Source organism: Nonomuraea terrae (assembly GCF_044465245.1).
Classification (GTDB): Bacteria; Actinomycetota; Actinomycetes; order Streptosporangiales; family Streptosporangiaceae; genus Nonomuraea; species Nonomuraea terrae.
Genome location: NZ_JBITLL010000002.1, coordinates 414,377 through 437,222, shown reverse-complemented (window position 1 = coordinate 437,222; position 22,846 = coordinate 414,377). Strand labels below are relative to the sequence as shown.

Annotated in this window: 18 protein-coding genes and 2 pseudogenes; 6 read left to right on the top strand and 14 right to left on the bottom strand. The window is 70.9% G+C overall.

Annotated elements, in window-relative coordinates; all coding sequences use genetic code 11:
- Positions 1-32: 32 nt before the first annotated feature.
- Positions 33-1,454, bottom strand: coding sequence for a sensor histidine kinase (locus tag ACIBP6_RS08395; RefSeq protein ID WP_397050062.1), 1,422 nt, complete (start codon positions 1,452-1,454; stop codon positions 33-35).
- Entirely contained in the window at positions 1,451-2,314 is an 864-nt protein-coding gene (locus tag ACIBP6_RS08390) for a helix-turn-helix transcriptional regulator (protein WP_397050060.1), read from the bottom strand. The genes ACIBP6_RS08395 and ACIBP6_RS08390 overlap by 4 nt, the downstream gene beginning before the upstream one ends.
- Positions 2,315-2,468: 154 nt before the next feature.
- Here ACIBP6_RS08390 and ACIBP6_RS08385 point away from each other — a divergent pair, with 154 nt between their 5' ends.
- On the top strand, positions 2,469-3,143 hold the full coding sequence (locus tag ACIBP6_RS08385) for a TetR/AcrR family transcriptional regulator (RefSeq protein ID WP_397050058.1): 675 nt from the start codon (positions 2,469-2,471) through the stop codon (positions 3,141-3,143).
- A gap of 3 nt (positions 3,144-3,146) precedes the next feature.
- On the opposite strand, the gene ACIBP6_RS08380 is transcribed toward ACIBP6_RS08385, so the two are convergent.
- Complete coding sequence (locus tag ACIBP6_RS08380) at positions 3,147-4,301, bottom strand: aldehyde dehydrogenase family protein (RefSeq protein WP_397050056.1); 1,155 nt, start codon at positions 4,299-4,301, stop codon at positions 3,147-3,149.
- Here ACIBP6_RS08380 and ACIBP6_RS08375 point away from each other — a divergent pair.
- Positions 4,231-4,912: pseudogene (locus ACIBP6_RS08375) on the top strand (transposase); the annotation flags it as partial. The gene ACIBP6_RS08380 and the pseudogene ACIBP6_RS08375 sit on opposite strands and share 71 nt — an antisense overlap.
- Positions 4,913-5,051: 139 nt before the next feature.
- On the opposite strand, the gene ACIBP6_RS08370 reads toward ACIBP6_RS08375, so the two are convergent.
- The 7 genes from ACIBP6_RS08370 to ACIBP6_RS08340 all read right to left on the bottom strand — a co-directional run bounded on the left by ACIBP6_RS08370 (position 5,052) and on the right by ACIBP6_RS08340 (position 13,186).
- On the bottom strand, positions 5,052-5,663 hold the full coding sequence (locus tag ACIBP6_RS08370; protein WP_397050054.1) for a dihydrofolate reductase family protein: 612 nt from the start codon (positions 5,661-5,663) through the stop codon (positions 5,052-5,054).
- A 73-nt stretch (positions 5,664-5,736) separates the two neighbouring features.
- A complete protein-coding gene (locus tag ACIBP6_RS08365) occupies positions 5,737-6,579 on the bottom strand; it encodes a helix-turn-helix domain-containing protein (RefSeq protein ID WP_397050052.1) in 843 nt (280 codons plus the stop codon).
- A 145-nt stretch (positions 6,580-6,724) separates the two neighbouring features.
- Positions 6,725-7,486, bottom strand: coding sequence for an SDR family NAD(P)-dependent oxidoreductase (locus ACIBP6_RS08360; RefSeq protein WP_397050050.1), 762 nt, complete (start codon positions 7,484-7,486; stop codon positions 6,725-6,727).
- A gap of 64 nt (positions 7,487-7,550) precedes the next feature.
- Positions 7,551-10,124, bottom strand: a complete 2,574-nt coding sequence (locus ACIBP6_RS08355; RefSeq protein ID WP_397050048.1) for a glycoside hydrolase family 78 protein — start codon at positions 10,122-10,124, stop codon at positions 7,551-7,553.
- A 1-nt stretch (position 10,125) separates the two neighbouring features.
- Positions 10,126-10,953, bottom strand: a complete 828-nt coding sequence (locus ACIBP6_RS08350) for a carbohydrate ABC transporter permease (RefSeq protein WP_132615613.1) — start codon at positions 10,951-10,953, stop codon at positions 10,126-10,128.
- The gene (locus tag ACIBP6_RS08345; protein WP_397050046.1) at positions 10,950-11,885 is read right to left on the bottom strand and encodes a carbohydrate ABC transporter permease; all 936 of its coding nucleotides are present in this window, start codon (positions 11,883-11,885) and stop codon (positions 10,950-10,952) included. The genes ACIBP6_RS08350 and ACIBP6_RS08345 overlap by 4 nt, the downstream gene beginning before the upstream one ends.
- On the bottom strand, positions 11,882-13,186 hold the full coding sequence (locus ACIBP6_RS08340; RefSeq protein ID WP_397050045.1) for an ABC transporter substrate-binding protein: 1,305 nt from the start codon (positions 13,184-13,186) through the stop codon (positions 11,882-11,884). Before ACIBP6_RS08340 ends, ACIBP6_RS08345 begins: the two co-directional genes overlap by 4 nt.
- Before the next feature lie 209 nt (positions 13,187-13,395).
- Between ACIBP6_RS08340 and ACIBP6_RS08335 the strand changes: the two genes are divergently transcribed.
- Positions 13,396-14,436 carry a LacI family DNA-binding transcriptional regulator gene (locus ACIBP6_RS08335; RefSeq protein ID WP_397050043.1) on the top strand — a complete coding sequence of 347 codons (1,041 nt, stop codon included), beginning with the start codon at positions 13,396-13,398 and terminating at the stop codon, positions 14,434-14,436.
- A gap of 166 nt (positions 14,437-14,602) precedes the next feature.
- Positions 14,603-16,822 carry a HelD family protein gene (locus tag ACIBP6_RS08330; RefSeq protein ID WP_449593960.1) on the top strand — a complete coding sequence of 740 codons (2,220 nt, stop codon included), beginning with the start codon at positions 14,603-14,605 and terminating at the stop codon, positions 16,820-16,822.
- 39 nt (positions 16,823-16,861) lie between these two features.
- On the opposite strand, the gene ACIBP6_RS08325 is transcribed toward ACIBP6_RS08330, so the two are convergent.
- Positions 16,862-17,335, bottom strand: a complete 474-nt coding sequence (locus ACIBP6_RS08325; RefSeq protein WP_397050039.1) for a MarR family winged helix-turn-helix transcriptional regulator — start codon at positions 17,333-17,335, stop codon at positions 16,862-16,864.
- 96 nt (positions 17,336-17,431) lie between these two features.
- Between ACIBP6_RS08325 and ACIBP6_RS08320 the strand changes: the two genes are divergently transcribed.
- Entirely contained in the window at positions 17,432-20,686 is a 3,255-nt protein-coding gene (locus ACIBP6_RS08320) for an efflux RND transporter permease subunit (RefSeq protein WP_397050037.1), read from the top strand.
- A 534-nt stretch (positions 20,687-21,220) separates the two neighbouring features.
- Here ACIBP6_RS08320 and ACIBP6_RS08315 read toward each other — a convergent pair.
- The gene (locus ACIBP6_RS08315; RefSeq protein WP_397050036.1) at positions 21,221-21,691 is read right to left on the bottom strand and encodes a hypothetical protein; all 471 of its coding nucleotides are present in this window, start codon (positions 21,689-21,691) and stop codon (positions 21,221-21,223) included.
- Positions 21,692-21,700: 9 nt separating this feature from the next.
- Positions 21,701-22,252, bottom strand: a complete 552-nt coding sequence (locus ACIBP6_RS08310) for a TetR/AcrR family transcriptional regulator (RefSeq protein ID WP_397050034.1) — start codon at positions 22,250-22,252, stop codon at positions 21,701-21,703.
- Between the two features lie 126 nt (positions 22,253-22,378).
- On the opposite strand from ACIBP6_RS08310, the pseudogene ACIBP6_RS08305 reads away from it, so the two are divergent.
- Positions 22,379-22,450: pseudogene (locus tag ACIBP6_RS08305) on the top strand (hypothetical protein); the annotation flags it as partial.
- Here the strand turns inward: ACIBP6_RS08305 and ACIBP6_RS08300 are convergent.
- Positions 22,421-22,678, bottom strand: coding sequence for a hypothetical protein (locus ACIBP6_RS08300; RefSeq protein ID WP_397051531.1), 258 nt, complete (start codon positions 22,676-22,678; stop codon positions 22,421-22,423). The pseudogene ACIBP6_RS08305 and the gene ACIBP6_RS08300 sit on opposite strands and share 30 nt — an antisense overlap.
- Positions 22,679-22,846 lie beyond the last annotated feature (168 nt).

The window sequence follows — 22,846 nt, the reverse complement described above, 5'->3', positions numbered from 1 at the left end:
CCTCCTTTCTGAGAAGTGGATGAAGAGCGCGATCAGCACGCCTCACTCCGCCGCCGCGCGTTCCGGCAGGGTGCGGCCACGGCGCCCGGCAGCCGGAGGACGAACCGGGCTCCCACGGGGGAGTCCTCGACCCGCAGCGTGCCCCGGTGCGCCTCGGCGATCTCCCGGGAGATCGCGAGGCCGAGCCCGCTGCCGGAGGGGTCGCGGCGGCGCGCGTCCGGCAGGCGGGTGAAGCGCTCGAAGACGCGCTCGCGGTCCTGCGGCGCGATGCCGATGCCGTCGTCGGTCACGCTGAGCATCGTGTGCCCGTCGGCGTTCGCGACGACGAGCTCGACCCGGGAACGCGCGTGCCGCTGGGCGTTGGCCAGCAGGTTCTCCACCACGCGGGCCAGCTGGACCCGCGAGCCCCGTACCCACGCGCAGGGCGGGACGCCGACGCGGATGGGCGGCCTGGACGGGCGGGCGGCGGCCACCTGGCCCGCCAGGGCGCCCAGATCGACCTGCTCGGGCGGCGCCGGGTCGCCCTTCCTGAGCTGGGCGAGCACGAGCAGGTCGTCGACGATCGCCTCCAGCCGGTCGGCGGACGACAGCGCCCTGCGGTACGTCAGGGTGGGATCGCCCGCGCCGGGCTCCGCGAGCGCGTCCTCGAGGACCGCCCGCAGCCCCGCGATCGGCCCGCGCAGCTCGTGGGCGGCGTCGTAGGCGAACCGGCGCTGCTGGATGACCGCGCACTCCACGCGGGCGAGCATCTCGTTGATCGCGCGGGCGAGCCGCGCGATCTCGTCGTCGCCCGGCGGCACCGGCACCCGCAGGTTCAGGGTGCGGCCGCCGATCTCGCGCATCCGTGCCCGGATGGCCTCCACCGGATGCAGCGTGCAGCCCACCACCGAGGTGATCGCCCGGGGCGCCAGCAGCAGGATCGGCACGGCGAGGGCCGCCATGACCAGCTCCAGCCGGTGCCCGGCCAGGACGGGCGGCTCGGCGAGCCCGGCGTACACGTACCGGGAGCCGGCCCCGGGCGAGACGCGGACGGCGGTCAGGAGCAGGGGCCGTCCGTCGGGCCGGCGGGCGGTGGTCTCCCTGACGCGGTCGCGGACGGCCGGCCGCAGTCCGGTCAGCGGCGGCAGGCCGACGACTGTCCGGCTGGCCGCCAGGACGAGACCGTGCGCGTCCACGATCTGGATGTGGTCGACCCTCGTCGTCACCGGGATCGTCCCCGGTGGGCCGCCGAGGCGCCCTTCGCGCGCCTCACCGGCCCACCGGGCGGCGACGGCCTCGATGTCGTCGTAGAGGGCGGCTTCGGCGACCTGCCTGATCGCCATGGCGAGGCAGACGCCCGTCAGGGCCAGGCAGACGAGCACGGCCGCGCTCACCATCAGCGTGCAGCGTGCCTGGATCGACTGCGGGAGCACGCAGGTGGCCGTCACCCGGCTTCTCAGCAGAGCCACGATCATGGGCCGCCTCCCGCGCTCACGGCGGCGAGCTCGGGTGACCGGGCGGGCCGCGTGAAGGTCTCCAGCAGCGCGAGTCTCTGTTCCGACTCGCTGCCGGGCTGGGCCTGGTAGGTGACCAGATGCTGGTCGGGGGCGCTGTTGACGGACAACGCCTGGTAGTCGAGCGTGAGGTCGCCCGCCTCCCAGTGGCGGAAGCACCGCACTCCGCGGGTCCTGGGCTTGACGTCGTGGCGCGACCACAGCAGGCGGAAGTCGTCGCTGCCGGAGCAGAGCTCATCGACCAGCTCGGCCAGGCAGGGGTCCGGGTCGGTCCCCGCAGTGGCCCGCAGCTCCGCCACCTGCGCGGGCGCCCGGGTCTCCCAGTCCGGGTAGAACAGACGGGCCAGCGGGTTGAGAAAGGTCAGCCGGAGCATGTTGTCCCGGTACGCCAGACCGGCGTAGAGGACGTCCATCATGGCGTTGCCGGCGAGCACGTCCATCCAGCGGCCGAGAACGCACGCCGGGAAGTGCTCGCAGCTCTTCACCAGCCGCCGCACCGGAAGGTCGACGCGTTCCTGCCCGCGTACCGGCCGGGGCAGCGGCCGGGGGTTGGGGTGGGCGAGCTCGTGCATGTGCCGCACCGCGGCGTCGTCCAGCCCCAGCGCCCGTGCCACGGCGTCGAGCACCTGGTCGGATGGGTTGCGGTGCCTGCCCTGCTCCAGCCGGGAGTAGTAGTCGGTGCTGACGGAGGCCAGCCTGGCCACCTCCACCCGCCGCAGCCCGCGTCTGCCGCGGCGGCCCGGTGGTCTGAACCCGACATCCTCAGCGTGTACCGCTTCGCGATGGGCGCGAAGAAAGTCCCCTAGCTGATTGTCGTCCATAAAGACACGCTATGACCACATATATACGCTTAATCCGGTTTTATCCGACACGCGATACCTAGACATGAAGTGCAATAGTTCTCGGCCCGGTATGAATCTACAATGTAAAGGCGCTGGCCTCGGGTCACAGACCGGGGGTCTGTAATATGCGTACATGCCAACGTTCCAGCGTGCGCGCAGCGAGGAGCAGCGGGAGATCCGGCGGCGGACGATCCTCGACACGACCGTGACGATGCTCGGCGAAATGCCGGTCGGCGCGATCAGTCTCAACGAGCTGAGCCGCCGCATCGGGCTGGCGAAGTCCAACGTGCTGCGCTACTTCGAGTCTCGTGAGGCGATCCTGCTGGAGCTGCTGGACCGCGCCTGGCAGGAGTGGAACGCCGACCTGCCCGGGCTGCTCGCCGCCGCCGTGGATCCCGGCCGGCCGGTGGAGGAGCGGAGCGAGCGGCTCGCCGCCGTTCTCACCGACTCCCTCGCCGAGCGCCGGATGTTGTGCGATCTGCTGAGCGCCCAGGCGGGCGTCCTGGAGCACAATGTCTCACCCGAGGTGGCCGCCCGCCACAAGCGCGCCACCATGGCCAACGTCGGAGCTCTCGCCGAGCTGGCCCGCCGGCACGTTCCCGAGCTCGGCGAGGACAGCGAGCGGATGTGCGCCTCGGCGATCCTGGCGGTCGGCGCCGTGTGGACGCACGCCCGGCCGTCGGCCGCCATGCTCGCCGCCTACGAGGCCGACCCTGCGCTGGCCGTGATGCGGATGGAGTTCGTCCCGTCCCTCAGGGACATCCTGGCCACCCTCGTCGCGGGCACGCTGGCCCGCCGGAGGGCCTGAGCGTCAGACGCTGATCGTCTTGTGCTCCAGGTACTGGCCCAGCCCGACGGCGCCGAACTCGCGCCCGATGCCGCTGGCCTTGTAACCGCCGAACGGCCCGGCCAGCGAGGCGGCGGCGCCGTTCACGGAGAAGGTGCCGGTACGGATGCGCCGCGCGACCCGCAGGGCGCGCTCCCGGTCGGCGCTCCAGACCCCGCCGCTCAGCCCGTAGGAGGAGTCGTTGGCGATGCGCACGGCGTCGTCCTCGTCCTCGAAGGGGATCACGACCAGGACCGGGCCGAAGATCTCCTCCTGCGCGACGCGCATGCCGTTGTCGACGTCGGCGAACAGCGTGGGCCGCACGTAGAAACCGCTCTCCAGCCCTCCCGGGGCCTCGGGCCCGCCGGTGACCAGCCGGGCGCCCTCCTTGACCCCCAGCTCGATGTAGCCGCGCACACGCTGCTGCTGGTCGGCGCGGACCAGGGGCCCGATGAACGTCGCCGGGTCGGCGGGGTCGCCCACGGTCAGGCTCTCGACCATCGTCGTGAGCGCCTCGACGACCTCCTCGTAGCGGCTGCGCGGGGCCAGGACGCGCGAGTGCGCGACGCAGCTCTCGGCGTTGTTGCCGAACGAGGCCGTCCTCAGGCCCTCGGCCACCGCGGTGAGGTCGGCGTCGTCGAGGATGATCGCGGCGGACTTGCCGCCCAGCTCCAGGCTCACCCGCTTGAGCTGCTCGCCCGCGATCGCGGCGATACGGCGCCCGGCGGCGGTCGACCCGGTGAACGCGATCTTGTCCACGCCCGGGTGGGAGACGAGGTACTCGCTGACCGGCCGGTCGGCCGGCAGGACGCTCAGCACGCCTTCGGGCAGGCCCGCCTCGCTGAAGATGCCGGCGAGCACCAGCGCGTCCACCGCCGTCTCCGGCGAGGGCTTCAGGATGACCGTGCATCCGGCCAGCAGTGCCGGGACGACCTTGGCCAGAGCGGACTGGTGCGGTGCGTTCCATGGGATGATCGCGGCCACCACGCCGACCGGTTCGCGGCGCAGCAGGGTGCTCGTGTCCAGCCGCTCCTCCCAGGTCAGCGACTCGGCCGCGCGCAGGTAGGCGATGGCCTTCCAGCACACCAAAACCTGGAAAGAATTCCCGGACCCGGACTTCGACGCCAAGCTGGACCGCATCAAGTACGCGCTGACCCAGCGGCCCGAGCGCACCTTCGCCTTCGACGAGTTCGGCCCGCTCGGCATCCGCCCCACCGCCGGGACCGGCTGGGCGGTGCAGGGCAAGCCGGACCGGCTGCCGGCCACCTACCGCCGGACCCACGGCGTGCGCTACTTCCACGGCCGCTATTCGGTCGGTGACGACCTGCTATGGGGCATCAACCGCGCCCGCAAAGGCATCGACCACACCTGGGCCGCCCTGAAGTCAATCCGCGTCGCCCGCCCGGACGGCGCCCCGATCTACGTCATCTTGGACAACCTGTCCGCGCACAAGAACCGGCGCATCCTGGCCTGGGCCGAGAAGCACAAGGTCGAGCTGCTGTTCACGCCGACCTACGCGTCCGGCCAATCCGATTGAGGCGCACTTCGGCCCGTTGCGCCAGTTCACCCTGGCCAACTCCAACCATGCCAACCACACCGTCCAGACCCGGGTCCTGCACGCCTACCTGCGCTGGCGCAACACCCACGCCCGCCACTCCGATGTGCTGGCCGCCCAACGCCGCGAACGCGCCCGTGTCCGCGGTGAGAAGGGCATCCGATGGGGCGGCCGATCACTCCGACCCGCAGCCTGATCTTCGTCCAATCCGATGATGGTTTCCGGTCACAGCTGGTGGTCTGTCGCTCGGGAGATCAGAAGCCGGACCCGTTCGAGGTCATCCAGGACCTGTGCGGGGTCCTGTTGCCAGTAGGGCAGCCGGTTTGAGGCACCCCCTAGCGGCGAACCCTGAACCTCAGATGCAGCACCCCCTCGCCCTGGATAACCACATGGGGATCCTCCAGCAGATGCTGCCCATCGATGCTGCCGAAGTAGCGTTTGCCCGACCCGAACACCACCGGCACCACGTCCATCGCCACCTCGTCCACGAGGCCGGCCGCCAGAATCTGGCTGCCCACTTCTCCGGTGTTCACACTGATGGCTCGCCCTCCGGCGAGTTTCTGGGCCTTGTCGATCGCCGCCGTCACGTCATCGACGAAGTGGTACGACGCCTCGGGGCGCCAGCCCTCGGGCTTGGGCCGGTGGGACACCACGACTACGTGGTCGCCCGTGGGCGGATGACCCTCCCAACCGTTCACCAGGTCGAACATGTGGCGGCCCATCACAATCGTGCCGATCGACTCCCACATCGACCGGACGTACTGCGCCGATGCCTTTGAGACCTTGAAGGCGCTTCCAGCTCCGGAATGATCGTACTGCTGGTTGCCGCCTCCGGTGATCGGGGTGTCCCCGTTGAAGTACCAATCGTGAAGTGGCCCGACGTCGTCGTTCTCGTCGGCGATGAAGCCGTCCACCGACACCACGTTGTGCATGAATACTGTGCCCACAGGTTCTCCTTCAGACTTCTTGCGCATTCGCCCCGATCCTGTCGCCCCGGAGGGCGGCTGGGCTTGTAAAAAATCAATCAGCGGGCATCGGACCGCGGTCCGGCGGGAACCCCCGCTCGGCGGGGAATCGCCGCCGCAGGGCCAGGTATTCCGTCGGGGAACGGCCGGTGAATTCCTTGAACTCCCTGCTGAAGTGAGCTTGGTCGAAGTAGCCCGCCGTTTGAGCGAGCGCGGACCAGTCGACCGGACGCCGGGCGTCTACGGACACGATCAGCCGCGCAAAGCGGTAGATCCGCGCCACCCGCTTCGGGGTGACCCCGACATGAGACTTGAACAGCGTGGCCAGGTGATTGCCACTCACTCCGGCGGCATCGGCCAGCGTACCGACCGGAACCACGCCGTGGGAGGTCTCCAAACGCCCCCCTGTGTGCCGGACCAGGGCGAGACTGCGCGACGGTGCCTCAGCAAGTCGCGATCGCAGTTCCCCCTCCAACACCCGCAGTGTCTCGGCGGCCGATGCGATGTCGCCGACCCGGTTGCGAATCCGATCCAAAGACCGTCGCCAGACGGCATCGACCGGCACCCATCGGTCCCGCAGCTCGGTTGCCGGCATGCCGACGAATGCTGAAATCCCCCAAGGCTTGAAGTGCACCCCGACGAGCCGCACCCGGGTAGGGTACTCGATGAGGAAACGCCTGGTCCATACACCCATGAACCACCCATCGACGAACACTGCCGGCGGCACCGAAGGGTCGGAGTCCCACAGGCGGACGGGTTCACCCAGGTTGACGAACAGGTGTGCCGACGGCATCGGCGGGACGTTCATCCGGCGATGGCGCGGCACCCCGGTCAGGCAGTAGATGTCGTCGATGAACCCGTCGAGTGGCGGGGCGGGGACCCGGCCCACGTATTGCATGGACCCAGTGTGGCCGACGAGAGTCACTCACCCACACCCACACCCTCGACCTGCTCGCCATCGAGAGTGAGCCACACAGACCCGGGACACCTCGCACGCCTACCAGTGGTGTCGCCAAACCCGGCGAACGTAAGTGGTCAGCGCACTAGTGGACGGAGAAACCCCCATCCACGAAGAGCATCTGCCCGGTGACGAACGCGGACGCGTCGCTCGCCAGGAACACCGCCGCGCCCGCGAAGTCCTCCGGCACGCCGTTGCGCTTGGCCATGTGCCGGGCGGCCATCGCCTCGACGCGGCCGGGCACGGCCTGCGCGGGCGCGGTCAGCGGGGTGAGCACGAACCCCGGCATGATCGTGTTGACGCACACCCCGCGGGCCGACCACGCCTCGGCCTGCGACCGGGTCAGCCCGGCCACCGCCGCCTTGGCGGCGCCGTAGACGCCGCTGTCGCCGAACGCGCTGATCGACTGCTGCGAGCCGACGTTGATGATGCGGCCCCACCCGCGCGCCGCCATCCGGGGCCCGTGGTGCCGCCCCAGCAGGTACGGCGCCGTCAGGTTCACGGCCAGCGTGCGCTCGTAGTCGTCGTCGGTGAGCTCGGCCATCGGCTTGCGGATGTTGTTGCCCGCGTCGTTGACCAGGATGTCGATCTCACCGGCCGTCTCGCACACCCGCCGGACGTCGTCGCGCACGCCGAGGTCGGCGCTGATCCGGGAGGCGGTGACGCCGTGCCCGCGCAGCCGGGCCACCGCCTCGTCCAGCTCGGTCGGCCGGCGGGCGACCAGCACGACCTCGGCGCCGGCCCGGCCGATCGCCTCCGCCATGGCGTACCCGATGCCGGAGCTGCCCCCGGTCACCAGTGCGCGCCGGCCCCGCAGGGAGAACAGTGCAGACAGATACTCCGACATGGCCCGCCAACGTAGCAGCCCGCGCGGTGGCTAGATCCACGCGGTGGCTAGATCCGCACGGTGGCTAGATCCGCACGGTGAAGGTATGGGTGCCGGAGCCGACCTCCGTGGCGGGCTCGCCGGAGTACGGCAGGTCCACCTCGGCCACCGTCCCCGGCGGGACGGTCGCCGTGAGGGTGAAGGTGTCCCCGGTACGGTGCCAGGCCACCGACGCCGGCCCGTACGGCGTGCGCAGCTCTGCCGAGGCGTGCGTGAGGTCGCCGCCCGGCCGGGGCGCGACCCGCAGGCGGCGGTAGCCGGGCGCGGCCGGGGCCAGCCCGGCCACGGTGCGGTGCAGGAAGTCGGCGACCGCCCCGAGCGCGTAATGGTTGAACGACGTCATCTCGCCCGGGTTGACGCTGCCGTCCGGCAGCAGGCTGTCCCAGCGTTCCCAGATGGTGGTCGCTCCCATGGTGACCGGGTACAGCCACGACGGGCACTCGCGCCGCAGCAGCAGCTGGTAGGCGGTGTCGTACGCGCCCACCGAGGCCAGCGCGTCCATGACGAGCGGGGTGCCGACGAAGCCGGTGCCGATGCGGTGGTCGTCGTGGGCGACGAGCTCGGCCAGCCGGCGCCCGGCCCGCTCGCGCTGTTCGGGCTTGTCCAGCAGCCCGAACTCCAGCGCGAGGGCGTAGGCGGTCTGGGTGTCGCAGGCCAGCCGCCCCGACGGCGTGACGAACTCGCCGCGGAACGCCTCCCGCACGGCTGAGGCGAGTGCCGCGTACCGCTCGGCGTCGTCGTCGCGGCCCAGCACGCGCGCGGCCTCGGAGACGAGGTGCGCCGTCCAGGCGTGGTAGGCGGTGGCGACGAGCGCCGGATCCGTACGCGCCTTGCCCGGCTGGTCCGGCGGCGCGGCCGGGTCCAGCCAGTCGCCGAACTGGAAACCGGTGTCCCACAGATGCGACTCGCCGGCCAGGGCCGCGATCTCGTTCACCCAGGCGGTCATGGCGGCGTACTGCGCCTCCAGGATGCCGATGTCGCCGAAGCGCTGGTAGAGCACCCACGGCACGATCACCGCGGCGTCGCCCCACGCGGCGGCCGGCACCGGCTCGCGGCCGAGCACGCCGACCCACGGCACGAAGAACGGCACCGTGCCGTACGCGGCCTGCTCCGCCGACAGGTCCGACAGCCAGGACGCCAGCGGGCCGGCGCAGTCGTACAGGAAGGACGCGGTGGGGGCGAAGACCTGGATGTCGCCCGTCCAGCCCAGCCGCTCGTCGCGCTGCGGGCAGTCGGTGGGCACGTCGGCGTAGTTGCCGCGCATGCTCCACACGGCGTTGTCGTGCAGCCGGTTGAGCAGCGGGTCGGAGCTGGTGAACGTGCCGGTGCGGGCCATGTCGGTGTGGCAGACCACCGCCCGCACATCGGCGGGGTCGAACGGGCCTGGCCAGCCGGAGATCTCCGCGTAGCGGAAGCCGTGCAGCGTGAAGCGCGGCTCCCACTCCTCGGGCTCGGCGTCGCCCCGCAACGTGTACCGGTCGAGGGCGTCGGCCTGGCGCAGCGGCCGCAGCGCCAGGGCGCCGTCTTCGAGCACCTCGGCGTGGCGCAGCGTGACGGTCCGCCCGGCCGGTCCCTGGACGCGGATGCGCAGGCGGCCGGCGATGTTCTGGCCGAAGTCCACGATGGTCTCGCCGCCGGGGCCGGTCAGCACCTCGACGGGATCGAGCGTCTCCACCCGGCGCACCGGCGGCCCCGTGGGGGCGGCCAGCAGGGCCGGGTCGTGGTCGAGCACGTCGGCGGGCAGCCAGCCGGCGTCGTCGAAGCCCGGCCGCGACCAGCCGGCGGGCAGCAGGCGGGCGTCGTGCTTCTCGCCGTCGTACAGGCTCGCGGCCGTGACCGGACCGGGCGCGCAGCGCCAGTCGCCGTCGGTGACGATCACGTCGGTGCCGCCGTCGGCGTATGTGACCTCCAGCTGCGCGATGAGCGCCGTACGGTCGCCGTAGACGCCGGTGACGCCGCCGTTGAAGCCCAGCCGGCCGCGCCACCAGCCGTCGGCGAGGGTGGCGCCGACGGCGTTGCCGCCCTCGCGCAGCAGGGCCGTCACATCGTGCGTGCGGTAACGCAGGCGGTGGTGGTAGCTGGTCCAGCCGGGCGCGAGCACCTCGTCGCCGACGACCCGGCCGTTGATCTCGGTCTCGTGCACGCCGTGCGCGGTGACGTACAGACGGGCGGAGGCGACGGGACCGCGCAGCGTGAACTCGCGGCGCAGCAGCAGCGCGGGCCCGTCGGGCGGGCCGAGCAGCTCCACCGGCGGCGCGGCGGCCCGCGCCCGCCACCCGGACGGCTCCAGGATCCCGGCCTCGACCCACGACCAGGCGCTCCAGCCGCTGAGCGAGCCGTCGGCGCCGTGCACCCGCACCCGCGCCCCGCGCCGCTCCCGCGCCGCCAGCGGAGTCCCCGGCCAGGACACGAGCACGGACTCACCGGACTCGACGCGCCCGGTGGCGGTGCCGTCACTGAGCTCGATCTCATAGGCGACCTGCCGCCAGCCCGGCAGATCGGCGCTGACGACCCACGACAGCCGCGGCTCGGGTTCACCGATGCCCAGGGCGTCACGGTGGTGTTCGAAGGTGACCGGTTCGACGGTGAGAGAGGTCATGTCATCCCTTGATGGCTCCGGCGGTCATGCCGGCGACGATCTTGCGGTTGAAGAAGACGAACAGCAGCAGCGGCGGGATCGTGATCAGGACGATGTCCATGAACAGCAGGTTCCACTGGGTGCTGTACTGGCTCTGGAAGTTGTAGAGGGTGACCTGCACGGTGGCGTTGTCGTCGCCGGGCAGGAAGTACAGCGGGTTGACGAAGTCGTTGAAGACGGTGACCGAGCTGGTCAGGATGACGGTGACGGTGACCGGCCGCAGCAGCGGGAAGATCACCCGGAAGAACAACCGCAGCCCGCCGCACCCGTCGATCATGGCGGCCTCGTCCAGCTCGCGCGGGATGGCCGCGATGAACGCCCGGAACAACAGCACCGCGTACGACAGGTTGAAGGCGACCTCCACCAGGATCAGCCCCGGCATGGTCTTGAACAGGCCGAGCGCCTGCAGCAGCCAGATCGTGGGCACGATCGCCGGCGGGATGATCAGCCCCGACAGCACGAGGAAGTTGGCCAGTGTCCCGACCCGGCCGGCCCGGCGCTGCAGCACGAACGCGGCCATGGCGCCGAAGACCACGATCAGCGCGACCGAGCCGACGGTCAGGATCGTGGAGTTGACGTACGCGCGCAGCAGCACGTAGTCGCGCGCCTGGATGACGGCCGTGAAGTTCTCCACGATCGGCCAGCTGGTGGGCCAGGCGAAGTCGAGGTCCTGTGCCTGCGACTCGTCCTTGACCGCGGTCAGCAGCATGAACGAGAACGGCACCAGGAAGACGGCGGTGGCCACGACGAGGGCGGTCAGCTCGCCGCCGGCCCTGCGCAAGGCTCTCATGGCGTTGCCTGCCTCCTGCCGAGAAACCAGTTGAGCGGGACGACGACGGCCGTGACGACGACGAACAGGATGACGTTGCCGGCGGTGGACAGCCCGAAGAAGCCGGCCTGGTACTGCTTGTAGATGATCGAGGCGATGGTGTCGCTGGTGAAGCCGGGCCCGCCGCGCGTCATCGTCCAGATGAGGTCGAACGACCGCAGGCCGCCGATGAACGACAGGATGATCACCGAGTAGGTGGCCGGCCAGCTCAGCGGCATGGTCACGTGCCGGAAGCGGTGCCAGGCGCCGCCCCCGTCGACGGCGACGGCCTGGTAGTACTCCTGCGGGATCGACAGGATGCCGGCGATGTAGATCACGGTGGCGATGCCGACGCCCTTCCACACGTCCACGATGGCCACCGACAGCAGCGCCGTGGTGGCGTCGCCGAGCCAGTCGGGCCCGTCGACGCCGATCAGCGCGAGCGCCCGGTTGACCAGCCCCGTGTCGGGCCGCAGCAGCGCGGTGAAGGTGAAGCCGACCGCCACGGTGGAGACCAGCACGGGGAAGAAGACGACCGAGCGCAGGAACCCGCGCAGCCGCAGCCGCGAGGTGAGCAGCACGCCGAGCAGCAGCCCCAGCACCACCTTCAGGCCGCTGGTGACGACCGCGTAGACGAGGGTGTTGGTGAAGCCGATGCGCAGGTTCTGCTCGGCGAAGAAGTCGCGGAAGTTCTGCAGGCCGACGAACTCGCTGTCGAACAGCGTCCAGCGGGTCAGCGCGAAGTAGAACGCCATCACCGTCGGCACGCCGAAGATCACCACGTAGACGACCGCGGCCGGCAGGTACAGCGCGTACGGGTAGGCCGAGCGCTGCCGTCCGTGCGCGGTACGGTCGCGCCGGCGCTCGGGTGCGCGGCCGGGCCCGGTGCGGGGCCCGGCGTCCTGCCTGGTCACCACCCCGCGAGCCCCAGTTGTCTGGCCTGCTTCTCGACGTCCTGGTCGTACTGGGCGGCGCCCTCGGCGGGCGGTGTCAGGCCCGAGCCGACGGCGACGGTGATCTGCTCCAGCGACGGGCCCTTGACCGGGGAGAGGAACTCCAGGGCGGGCGCGGTGGCGCCGTCGTCGATGTAGGTCTGCAGGTCCTTGGCGGCCTGGATGGCGTCGTCGGGCAGCGTGGCGCCCTTGATCCGGTACGGCCCGGCCGGCTGGACGGCCTTGGTGATCGCGTCGGCGGCGGCCGGGGTCGCGACGAAGGCCAGGAACTTCTTGGCGGTCTCGAGGTTCTCGGTGTTCTTCGGGATGTAGAGCGCCCCCGGTTCCCAGATGGTGGCGCCGTGCTTGGCCGGGTCGTCGCCGGGGATGCCGAAGAAGCCGATGTCGGTCGCGGCCTGCGGCGTCTCGCTCACCATCGGCGGCAGCTGGGCGCTGAGCATCGGGTAGTGCGCCCCCTTGCCCTCGACCAGCAGTTTCATGCCCTGGTCGACGGTGGCGGAGCCGAAGCCCTCGTTCAGGTGGCCCTTGGCGTGCACCTCGGCGAGATGCTCGAACCCGCCTCTGGCCGCGGGGGTGGTGGCGAACTTGGCCTTGTTGGCGGTGTAGTCCTGGGCGAAGGTGGGGGCGGCGGCCTGGACGTTGTAGAAGTCGCCCAGCACGAACAGCTGCGAGGTCCAGGTCTCCCTGAAGGTGGCGATGACCGGGGGGATCCCGGCCGCCTTGATCTTGTCGTTGTTGGCCATGAACTCGGCCCAGGTCTTGGGCGTCTGCAGGCCGAGCCGCTCGTAGACCTTGCGGTTGTAGAGGATGCCGCCGCCCATGGCGCTGCCGGCCGGGACGCCGTACGCCTTGCCGCCCTGGGAGACCACGTTCAGGAAGTCCTCCTGCACGTTGGCGAGCACCGGATCGCCGGTGAGGTCGACGAGGGTCTGGGCGGGGTTGAGCGCCTGGAGGAGCGAGCCGGAGTTGTACCAGAACACATCCGACATGTCGCCCGTCGAGAGCCGAGTCTTGACGATGTTGTCGCCCTCGCTGCCGCCGGGCCGCGTCTCCGTCTCGATCGTGATGTTCGGGTTGGCCTGCATGAACGCGTCCGTCAGCGCCTTGGCCGTGTCGAGGGAGGCCGGGCTGTTGTCGACGAGGAAGGACAGCGTCGTGGTGCCGTCGTCCGCGGCCGGCTCGGAGCCGGATCCGCAGGAGGTCAGGGCGGTGGTCGTGGCGACGGCCAGCGCCGCGGCGAGCATGCGATGAGAGGTCTTCACGACACCCCTCCAGGTCCGGTTGAATCGTTTTAAGAGCCCCCGGTGCTAGTTAACGTAAGTGTCACCGTACTGACCCGTCAAGGCTTGGATTGGGGAACGATTCCCAACCGTGATGCAGCCACTGTGCGGTGTTCCGTCATGCCGATTCGGGTAACGTTACCCACGCGTTCGCGCCGGTCCGAGCGCGTGTCCAGGGAGAGGCAGAGGCGATGAGCACGCGGCAGCCGCGGCGCGTGACGATCGCCGACGTGGCACACCACGCGGGGGTCTCCACCACGGCGGTGTCGAAGGTGTTGCGCAGCGCCTATGGCGTCAGCCCCGCGATGCGCGACCGGGTCAGGGCGGCGATCGACGAGCTCGGCTACCGGCCGCGCGCGGCGGCCCGCGCGATGCGCGGGCGCACGTACACGATCGGGGTGCTGCTGCCCGACCTGCGCAATCCGTTCTTCCCCGACATCCTCGACGGCCTGTACGAGCAGCTCGCCGCCACCGACTACCAGGCGATCATCGTGTCCGGCGGGCCGGACGCCAAGGCCGAGTCGCGGGCGATCGACGCGCTGGTGGACCGGCAGGTCGACGGCCTGCTCATGGTGGCGCCGCGGGTGGCGCGGGCGCGGCTGGAGGAGGTGGCGGGCCAGGTGCCGGCGGTGGTGCTGGGCCTGCACGAGAAGTCGGCGCGCTACGACACGGTGCTGGACGACGACGAGGTCGGCGCGGAGCTGGTGGTGAGCCACCTGATCGGCCTGGGCCACCGCCGCATCGCGCACATCGGCCAGCGCGCCACCGGGCGCGGCAGGGCGGCGGCGACGCTGCACGAGATCAGGGCGGCCACCTACGCGCGGGTGATGCGCGAGCACGGCCTGGACGGCGAGATCGCGGTGGCGCTGACCTCCTACAGTGAGGAGGGCGGCTACCAGGGGGCGCGTGAGCTGCTGGCCCGCTCGCCGCGCCCGACGGCGATCTTCGCGGGCGCCGACCAGGCCGCGTTCGGCGCGCTGACGGCGCTGCACGAGGCGGGCCTTTCTGTGCCGGCGGACGTGTCGCTGGCCGGTTACGACAACACGCGCCTCGCGGGGCTGTCGCAGATCTCGCTCACCAGCGTCGACCAGGACGGCGGCGTGATGGGCCGCACGGCGGGCCGGCTGCTGCTGGAACGCGTCGAAGGCAGGACGAGCGCGGTGCGTTTCTCGGTGACGCCGACGCTGGTGCCGCGCCGCTCGACCGCCCCGCCGCCCGATTCCGTGGCCTGACACCGCGCCTGACACCGGGGTTTGCGCGCGAAGACGGGAGGGGAGTACTCTCGGACACCCTCATCGTTAGAAGAGCCTTTCACAGACCTCCTCGTTAGGAGTATACCACGGAATGGCTAATCGGCAAGATGGTCTCGCGGAAGCCCTTGACAGCGAACAGCGCACCGTGTCGTGGCTCTACGGCCTGCTCGACGCCGCGCGGGAGCGGGCCGAGCGCTCCCTGCGCCAGGTGTACGCCGGCGGGGGCGCGGTGGCCGGCCGCCAGGCGCGGGTCGAGCGCGAGGCGTCGGCGGGCGAGCAGGCGCGGCGGCTGGCGCAGCTCAACGCGGTCGAGCGGGGGCTGTGCTTCGGCCGCATCGACCACGGCTCCGGACAGAACGTCTACATCGGCAGGATCGGGCTGCGCGACGAGCACCACGAGTCGGTGCTGATCGACTGGCGGGCGCCGGCGGCGCGGCCGTTCTACGTGGCCACGGCCACCGACCCGGGCGGGCTGGTGCGCCGCCGCCATCTGCACCTGAAGGACCGCCGCGTGGTCGGCATCGACGACGAGGTGTTCGACCTCGAGGGGATGAGCGAGGGCGACCGGCGCGCGCTGGTGGGTGAGGCCGCGCTCCTGGCGGCGCTGCGCCGGGGCCGTACGGGGCGGATGGGCGACGTGGTGGCCACCATCCAGACCGAGCAGGACCGCGTGATCCGCTCCTCGCTGCAGGGCGCCCTGGTGGTGCAGGGCGGGCCGGGCACCGGCAAGACGGTGGCGGCGCTGCACCGGGCGGCGTACCTGCTCTACACCCACCGCGACACGCTGGAGCGGCGCGGGGTGCTGGTGGTGGGCCCCAACGCGATGTTTTTGCGCTACATCGGCCAGGTGCTGCCGGCGCTGGGCGAGACGCAGGTGGTGATGACCACGGTGGGCGAGATGTTCCCGGGCGTCCGGGCGGTGGCGGACGACGCCCCGGCCGCGGCGGTGGTCAAGGGCGACCTGCGGATGGCCGAGGTGGTCGCCGGGGCCGTGCGGGAGCGCCAGCGGGTGCCCGGCGGCGAGCTGGTCGTGGAGCTCGACGGGTTGCGGCTGCGGGTGCCGCACGAGACGTGCGCGCGGCTGCGTGAGCGGGCGCGGGCGGTGCGGCTGCCGCACAACATGGCCCGCAAGCTGTACGTCACCGAGCTCCTCAAGGAGCTGGCGAAGGCCGAGGCGCGGGCGCTGGAGGAGTCGCTGCACATCGACGAGCTGGAGGTGGACGACCCGGAGCTGACCGAGCCGCTCGACCTGGAGGGCGACCTCGACGAGCTGGACATCGAGCTGGCCTCGCGGCGGTTGTGGGAGGAGCCGGAGGTGCGGCGCGCGGTCGACGGGCTGTGGCCGGAGCTGACCCCGCGGCGGCTGGTCTCGGAGCTGCTCGCCTCGCCGCGGACGCTGGCCGCGGTGGCGCCGCAGGGGCTGGCCTGGCAGGAGCTGGTGCGCCCGGTGGAGGCCCCCTGGACGGTGGGCGACGTGCCGCTGTTGGACGAGGCGGCCGAGCTGCTCGGCGAGGACGATTCGGCGCGCCGGGTGGCGGCCCGCCTGGCGGTGGAGGAGCTGGCCGAGCGGGAGCTGTACGCGCGCGAGGTGCTGACCTCGACGGGCGTGGCCGAGGAGGGCGTCTTCGAGCGCGCCGACGTGCTGGCCGAGCGGCATGCCGACGACGGCGCCGGGCTGACCACGGCCGACCGGGCGGCGGCCGACCGCACGTGGGCGTACGGGCACGTGATCGTGGACGAGGCGCAGGAGTTGTCGCCGATGGCGTGGCGGATGGTGATGCGGCGGGTCCCGGCCAGGTCGCTGACCGTGGTGGGCGACCTGGCGCAGACGGGGGCGGCGGCGGGCGCGCGCTCATGGGGGGAGGTGCTGGACCCGTATCTGGAGGGGCGCTGGCGGGAGGAGCGGCTGCTGGTGAACTACCGCACGCCGGCGGAGATCATGCGGGTGGCGGCCGACGTGCTGCGCGCGTTCGCGCCGGAGCAGGAGCCCCCGGTGTCGGTACGCGAGGGCGAGGCGGAGCCGCGGGCGGTGCGCCTGCCGGTGTCCGGGCTGCCGGACCTGGTGGCGCGGGAGCTGGCGGAGATCGGCGAGGGCCGGCTCGGTGTGGTGACGCCGGACGCGCGGCGCGCGGAGGTGGCCCGGCTGTTCCCGGACGGCGACCTGGACGCGCCGGTGGTGGTGCTGACGGTGACGCAGGCCAAGGGGCTGGAGTTCGACGCGGTCGTGGTGGTGGACCCGGCGGGCATCCTGGCCCAGTCGGAGCAGGGCGGCCGTGACCTGTACGTGGCGGTGACGCGGGCGACGCGGCGGCTGACGGTGGTGCACGAGGGCGAGCTTCCGCCGGTGCTGTCCCGCCTCGGTTAGAAATCTACAATGTAAAGGCGCCGGGCCGGTTCGTGATCGTCATCCCTTCACCGAGGGGGAGCCCTCCTCGGCGAGGTCCTCGGCCACGGCCCGCACGGTGCGGGTGACGTGGTCGAGGGCGCGCAGGGTCTCGGTGTCGAGGTGGTCCATGATGCGGCGGTAGTGCTCGATGCCGGTGTCGTTGATCTCCTCCATGAGGGCGACGCCGTCCGGGGTGAGCTCGACGCGGCGCACGCGGCGGTCGTGCGGGTCCTCGTGCCGGCTGACGAGGCCCTGGGTCACCAGGCGGTCGACGATGCCGGTGACGGTGCCGAGCCCCACGCCGAGTCCGTGGGCGAGGTCCTGGCCGGAGGCGGAGCCGTTCACCGCCAGGATCATGAGGACCTTGAGCTGCCTCATGGTGAGGTGGGAGCGGAACAGGGGAGACGGGTGCCGGGCCAGCAGCCGCCCCAGATCCCGCTGGGTCTCGGTGATCCGGCGGATCAGGTCTTCGCGTTCGTCGTTCACGCTCACCTCTCGCTTCCTGAGAAGGTTATCAGGATGTCTTGAGGCGTCTAAATATTCGTATTAAGCGAAGTGTTAGTCTTGGGCGAACCTTGGAGGGGGCCTATGACCGCACTTGCCCGGTTGAGCCTGGTCAACCGCAGCCTTGTGATCTTGTTGGCGGTGGTGCTCAGCGCGTTCGGCGCGTTCACGATCCCGCAGCTGAAGCAGCAGTTGCTGCCGTCGTTGTCGTTTCCCGGCGCTTTCGTGATCGCCCCGTATCTCGGGGCCTCGCCCGAGATCGTGGAGGAGCAGGTCACCGAGCCTATCGAGGACTCCTTCCAGGGTCTCGACGGCATGGAGCAGATGACCTCGACCTCGCGTGAGGGCATGGCTCAGATCCAGGTGGCCTTCGAGTACGGCACCGACATCGACGCGGTGCTGAACGAGATGCAGCAGGCCGTCAGCCGGCTGCAGCTGCCGGACGGGGTCGACCCGCAGGTGGTGGCGGGCAGCACCGACGACCTCCCGGTGATGGTGCTGGCGGTGGGCGACGGCGGCGACGAGCGGGCCATGGCCGACAAGCTGCGCCAGATCGTGGTGCCGGAGCTGCAGAGCGTGGAGGGCGTGCGGGAGGCGTCGGTCACGGGCACCCGCGACGAGGTCGTCACGATCGAGCCGGACGCGGGGAAGATGGCGCTGGCGGGGGTGTCGGCGGCGCAGATCCCGGAGGTGCTGCGGGCCAACGGCACGCCGGTGCCGGCGGGCACGCTGATCTCGGCCGAGAAGTCGCTGACGGTGCAGGTCGGCGCGCGGGTCGACACCCTGAGCAAGCTGAAGAACCTGTACCTGACGCCGGCCCCGCAGGCGGCCGTGCCGCAGCAGGCCCAGCCGCAGGCCGGTCAGCCGGGCCAGCCTCAGGCCGGTCAGGCGCAGGCGGGCCGGCCGGGACAGCCCGGGCCGGGGCAGGCCGCGCCGCGGGCCCCGAAGCCGGTCAAGCTGGGTGACGTCGCGACGATCACCCGCGGGCTGGCCGATCCGACGACGATCACCCGTACGGACGGCAGGGCCAGCCTCGGTGTGTCGGTGACGATGGTGCCCGACGGCAACGCGGTCGCGATCTCCCATGACATCCGCGAGAAGCTGCCCGACCTGACCAAGGCGCTGGGCGACTCCTCGGACACGGCGGTGTCGGTGGTGTTCGACCAGGCGCCGTACGTGGAGCAGTCGATCGAGAGCCTGACCACCGAGGGCGTGCTGGGCCTGGTGTTCGCGGTCCTGGTCATCCTGGTGTTCCTGCTGTCGGTGCGCTCGACGCTGGTGACGGCGGTGTCGATCCCGCTGTCGGTGGTGATCGCGCTGATCGTGTTGTGGGCGGGCGACTACTCGCTCAACATGTTGACGCTGGGCGCGCTGACGATCGCCGTGGGCCGCGTCGTGGACGACTCGATCGTGGTGCTGGAGAACATCAAACGGCATCTGGAATACGGCGAGGCCAAGATGCAGGCGATCCTGACGGCCGTGCGGGAGGTGTCGGGCGCGGTGACCGCGTCGACGCTGACGACGGTGGCGGTGTTCCTGCCGATCGCACTGGTGGGCGGCATGGTGGGCGAGCTGTTCAGCCCGTTCGCGATCACGGTGACGGTGGCGCTGCTGGCCTCGCTGGTGGTGTCGCTGACGGTGGTGCCGGTGCTGGCGTTCTGGTTCCTGAAGGCGCCGGTGCTGACGCCGGAGGAGGCGCGGCGCCGGCGCGATGAGGTCGAGGCCAAGGAACGGCGCTCGCTGTTGCAGCGGGCGTACCTGCCGGTGCTGCGGTTCGCCACGCGGTTCAAGCTGGTGACGGTGCTGATCGGGGTGGCGGTGTTCGTCGCCACGATGGGCATCGCGGGCAGCCTGCAGACCAACTTCCTGGACGCCGCCGGGCAGAACACGCTGTCGCTGTCGCAGCGCATGCCGGTCGGCACGGATCTGGAGACCACCGACAAGGCCGCCAAGAAGGTCGAGGACGTCCTGGCCGACCTGGACAGCGTCGAGACGTACCAGGTGAACGTCGGCGGCGGCAACGCCCTGCAGGGCGGGGGAGGCGGCAGCTCCGACCGGGCGTCGTTCTCGGTGACGCTCAAGGAGGACGCCGACGCCGTCCAGGCCGAGCAGGAGCTGCGCGAACGGGTCGAGGACCTGTCCGGGGTCGGCGAGGTGACCGTGGGCGGGGCCGGCGGCGCCGGGTTCGCCGCGGACACCATCGACGTGATCGTGCAGGCGCCGGACATCGAGGCGCTGCGCGAGGCCACCGACGCGGTCGAGTCCGCGATGCGGGACGTGCCGGAGCTGCGCGACCTGTCGTCCAACCTGGAGACCAGCGCGCCGCGCGTGGAGGTCGTGGTCGACCGGCAGAAGGCCGCCGCGCGCGGGCTGTCGGAGGCGCAGGTCGGCCAGGCGGTCGCGCAGGCCTTCCGCGGCGCCCCGCTGGGCCAGATGACGCTGGACGGCCGGTCGAGCGATCTGGTGCTGCGCGGCGCGGACGCGCCGGACGACCTCGAGGCGATCGAGGACATGAAGCTGCCCACGGCCGGCGGTCTGGTGACGCTGTCGTCGGTGGCGGACGTGCGCCAGGTGGACGGCCCGACGCAGGTGACGCGGATCGACGGTGAACGTTCGGCGACGGTGTCGGCCAAGGCGGACGCCGCCGACCTGGGCGCGGTGACGCAGCAGCTGCGCGAGAAGCTGGACGCGCTGTCGCTGGGCGCCGGTGCCTCCTACGAGATCGGCGGTGTGTCGGCCGATCAGGAGGAGGCGTTCGCGGACCTCGGCATGGCGATGCTGGCGGCGATCGCGATCGTGTTCCTCATCATGGTGGCGACCTTCCACAGCCTCGTGCAGCCGGTGATCCTGCTGGTGTCGATCCCGTTCGCGGCGACCGGCGCGATCGGGCTGCTGGTGCTCACCGACACCGCGCTGGGCGTGCCGGCGCTGATCGGCATGCTGATGCTGATCGGCATCGTGGTGACGAACGCGATCGTGCTGATCGACCTCATCAACCAGTACCGCGACCAGGGCATGGGCGTGATCGAGGCGGTGATCGAGGGCGGCCGGCAACGGCTGCGGCCGATCCTGATGACGGCGATCGCCACGATCTGCGCGCTGACACCGATGGCGCTGGGCGTGACCGGGCACGGCGGGTTCATCTCCCAGCCACTGGCGATCGTGGTGATCGGCGGCCTGATCTCCTCCACGATCCTGACCCTGGTGCTGGTCCCGACCCTGTACGTCGCGGTGACCCGCAAGCGTGATCGAGGACCGCGCCACGTTGATCCCAGCCATCGCGTACGTGAGAGTGTCGATGGTGCTGGAAGAGAAGATCTCGCCGGCCATCCAGCGTGACCGTTAGCGGCCCGGCGGGGTTACTACATCCCGCCGGGCGCCTGGCCGAACGGCGGCTGGATCGAAGATCTGATGTTCATGGCCGCCATCGCTCAGGTGGAGAAAGGTGCGGCCCCACGGCGATCCTGTAGGGAAGTACTCCCGGTTCGGCCATAACCGGATGGGCAACCAGCTCAACCTCGCCCGCCTGAAGACGGCGGGCGGGGAACTGGTGTCGGCCACGGAAGAGGTGACGCCACCACCGCGGTCGGCAAGTTCACTCCTGGCATGCTGATGGCGAAAGCGGGCGCGGTCGTGGAAGCCGCCCGCGAAGTGAGCGGCCGGCTGGAGCTCGTCCCGGTGAGCTTCAATCAGGCGTGCGCGTTCGGCGCCGGCGCGCACCGGCACCTGTGGGAGCCTCGCGTCCACACGTTCTCGATCGGCGCCGCGCTCGGGGAAGTCCTGGTCGGAGTGGCCATCGTCAGGCGTCCGGTCGCGCGCCACTACGACACCGGCCACCGACAGGGCATCACCATGGAGCTCCTCGGTCCCGTCTCAGATGCTCAGCGCGTACAGCAACGTGATCACGGCCGCCGCAAGGAGAAGCGAGTGCAGGATCATGTGTTCAAGGTTGGGCCGGGGACGATCACCGATCCGGGGCAGCACGATGATCGTCTTGGCATACGTGCGGGCGTGCAGTCGGGCCCAGGTCTCGCCGGTGCCGGCGGTCGCCCACGGAACAGTGACGCCGGCCAGGTAGGGCAGCCACCACAGCGCCAGCCCGCCGACAAGGATGAGCATCTCGAGGCCGGCGGCAGCATACGCGGGGATGGAGGTGCGCAGCGCGGCCGCGACAAGCACGAGGACGACGGGCAGCATCATGACGGACGCGTTGACCGAGACCTCGATGGTCTTGTCACGGCGGGTGGCCGCGGTGACGTTGTTGAGCGGGGCGAGGTCGACCAGCGTGGTCAGCACGAAGTAGACGACGGCCAGCAGCAGAAGCGTGAGCGCGGCAGCAAACATCGCAGTCTCCTATGGAGTGTCGATGCCGTCGAGGAAGGTGCCGACGGCGAGGTCGAACCACGCGTCGTAGTACGCGCGGGGAGCGGCGGGCTCATGGGGTACGTCGCCGAACTCGGCCAGTGCCAGTCCGGCGACGAGGACGAAGAGGGACTGGGCCAGCAGCAGTGCCCGGTCCGCCGTGGTGTTCAGGCTGGCGGCCAGGGGCGGCCCGAGGCGGTCAGCGATCTGCTGTGCGGCCTCTGGCGAGACGTTCTTCGTGGCGACCACGGCGGCGGCACCGGGATGCGTACGCAAGATGCCGCGCAAGCGCACGGCCATCGTGGTGAGCACCTCCCGCCATGGGGCGGTCAGGTCGGCGTCGCCATGCAGCTCATGAGCGATGTGGTCGGCGAGCGCCTGGAGCAGGGTGTCCTTGTTGCGCACGTGGTAGTAGAGCGAAGCCGCCTTGACGTCGAGGCGGGCCGCGATGGCGCGCATCGACAGCCCGGCATCGCCTTCCTGGTCGAGGATGTCCAGCGCCGTCTCCAGGATCAGCGCAGGGCTCAGGGGTCGTTGGGGCATGTCAACCTCTTATCTAACAGTGTTAGGTAACCTAACGCCGTTAGGCGGGAGGTTGCAAGCCTGGCCCATGCAGACCTGTTCGATCGTGATTCGTGAAGCAGCCGTTATGGCCTCCGCACGCTGGAGGTGACAAGGCCGGCCACGGACGGCACCCGGAACGCCTGCCTGTTATACGCGGCGGCCGGGCGGGCCGGGCGGGCGCTCGGCTACCAGCGGATGATCACATACACGCGCGATGACGAGGATGCGGCGTCGCTGGCTGAGGGCGTCCGGGTGGGAGCCGGTCGCGGTGCGAGCGCAGGCGTCCACACCTTCGCGCCCTTCGCCGAGGTTCCCGACCCGTTGCGGGACCGCGTCCTCGCCATCGATCAGACCCGTAGCCGTCTCCACGAACCGCTCGGCGTGCTGGCCACGCGCTACCGCCACCGCTCCTTGGACCGGTCGCACCTTCTGCGGGAGCTCGCCGATGACCTGTTGCGCAGCAGCACGGCAGAGGCGGTTGTGCTGAACGAGACCGCCGTGCGCCACCCACCTGCGCGGATACCTCACCGTGGGGACGCTGCTGGACATCGAACCGTTCGCCAACCGGCTCAC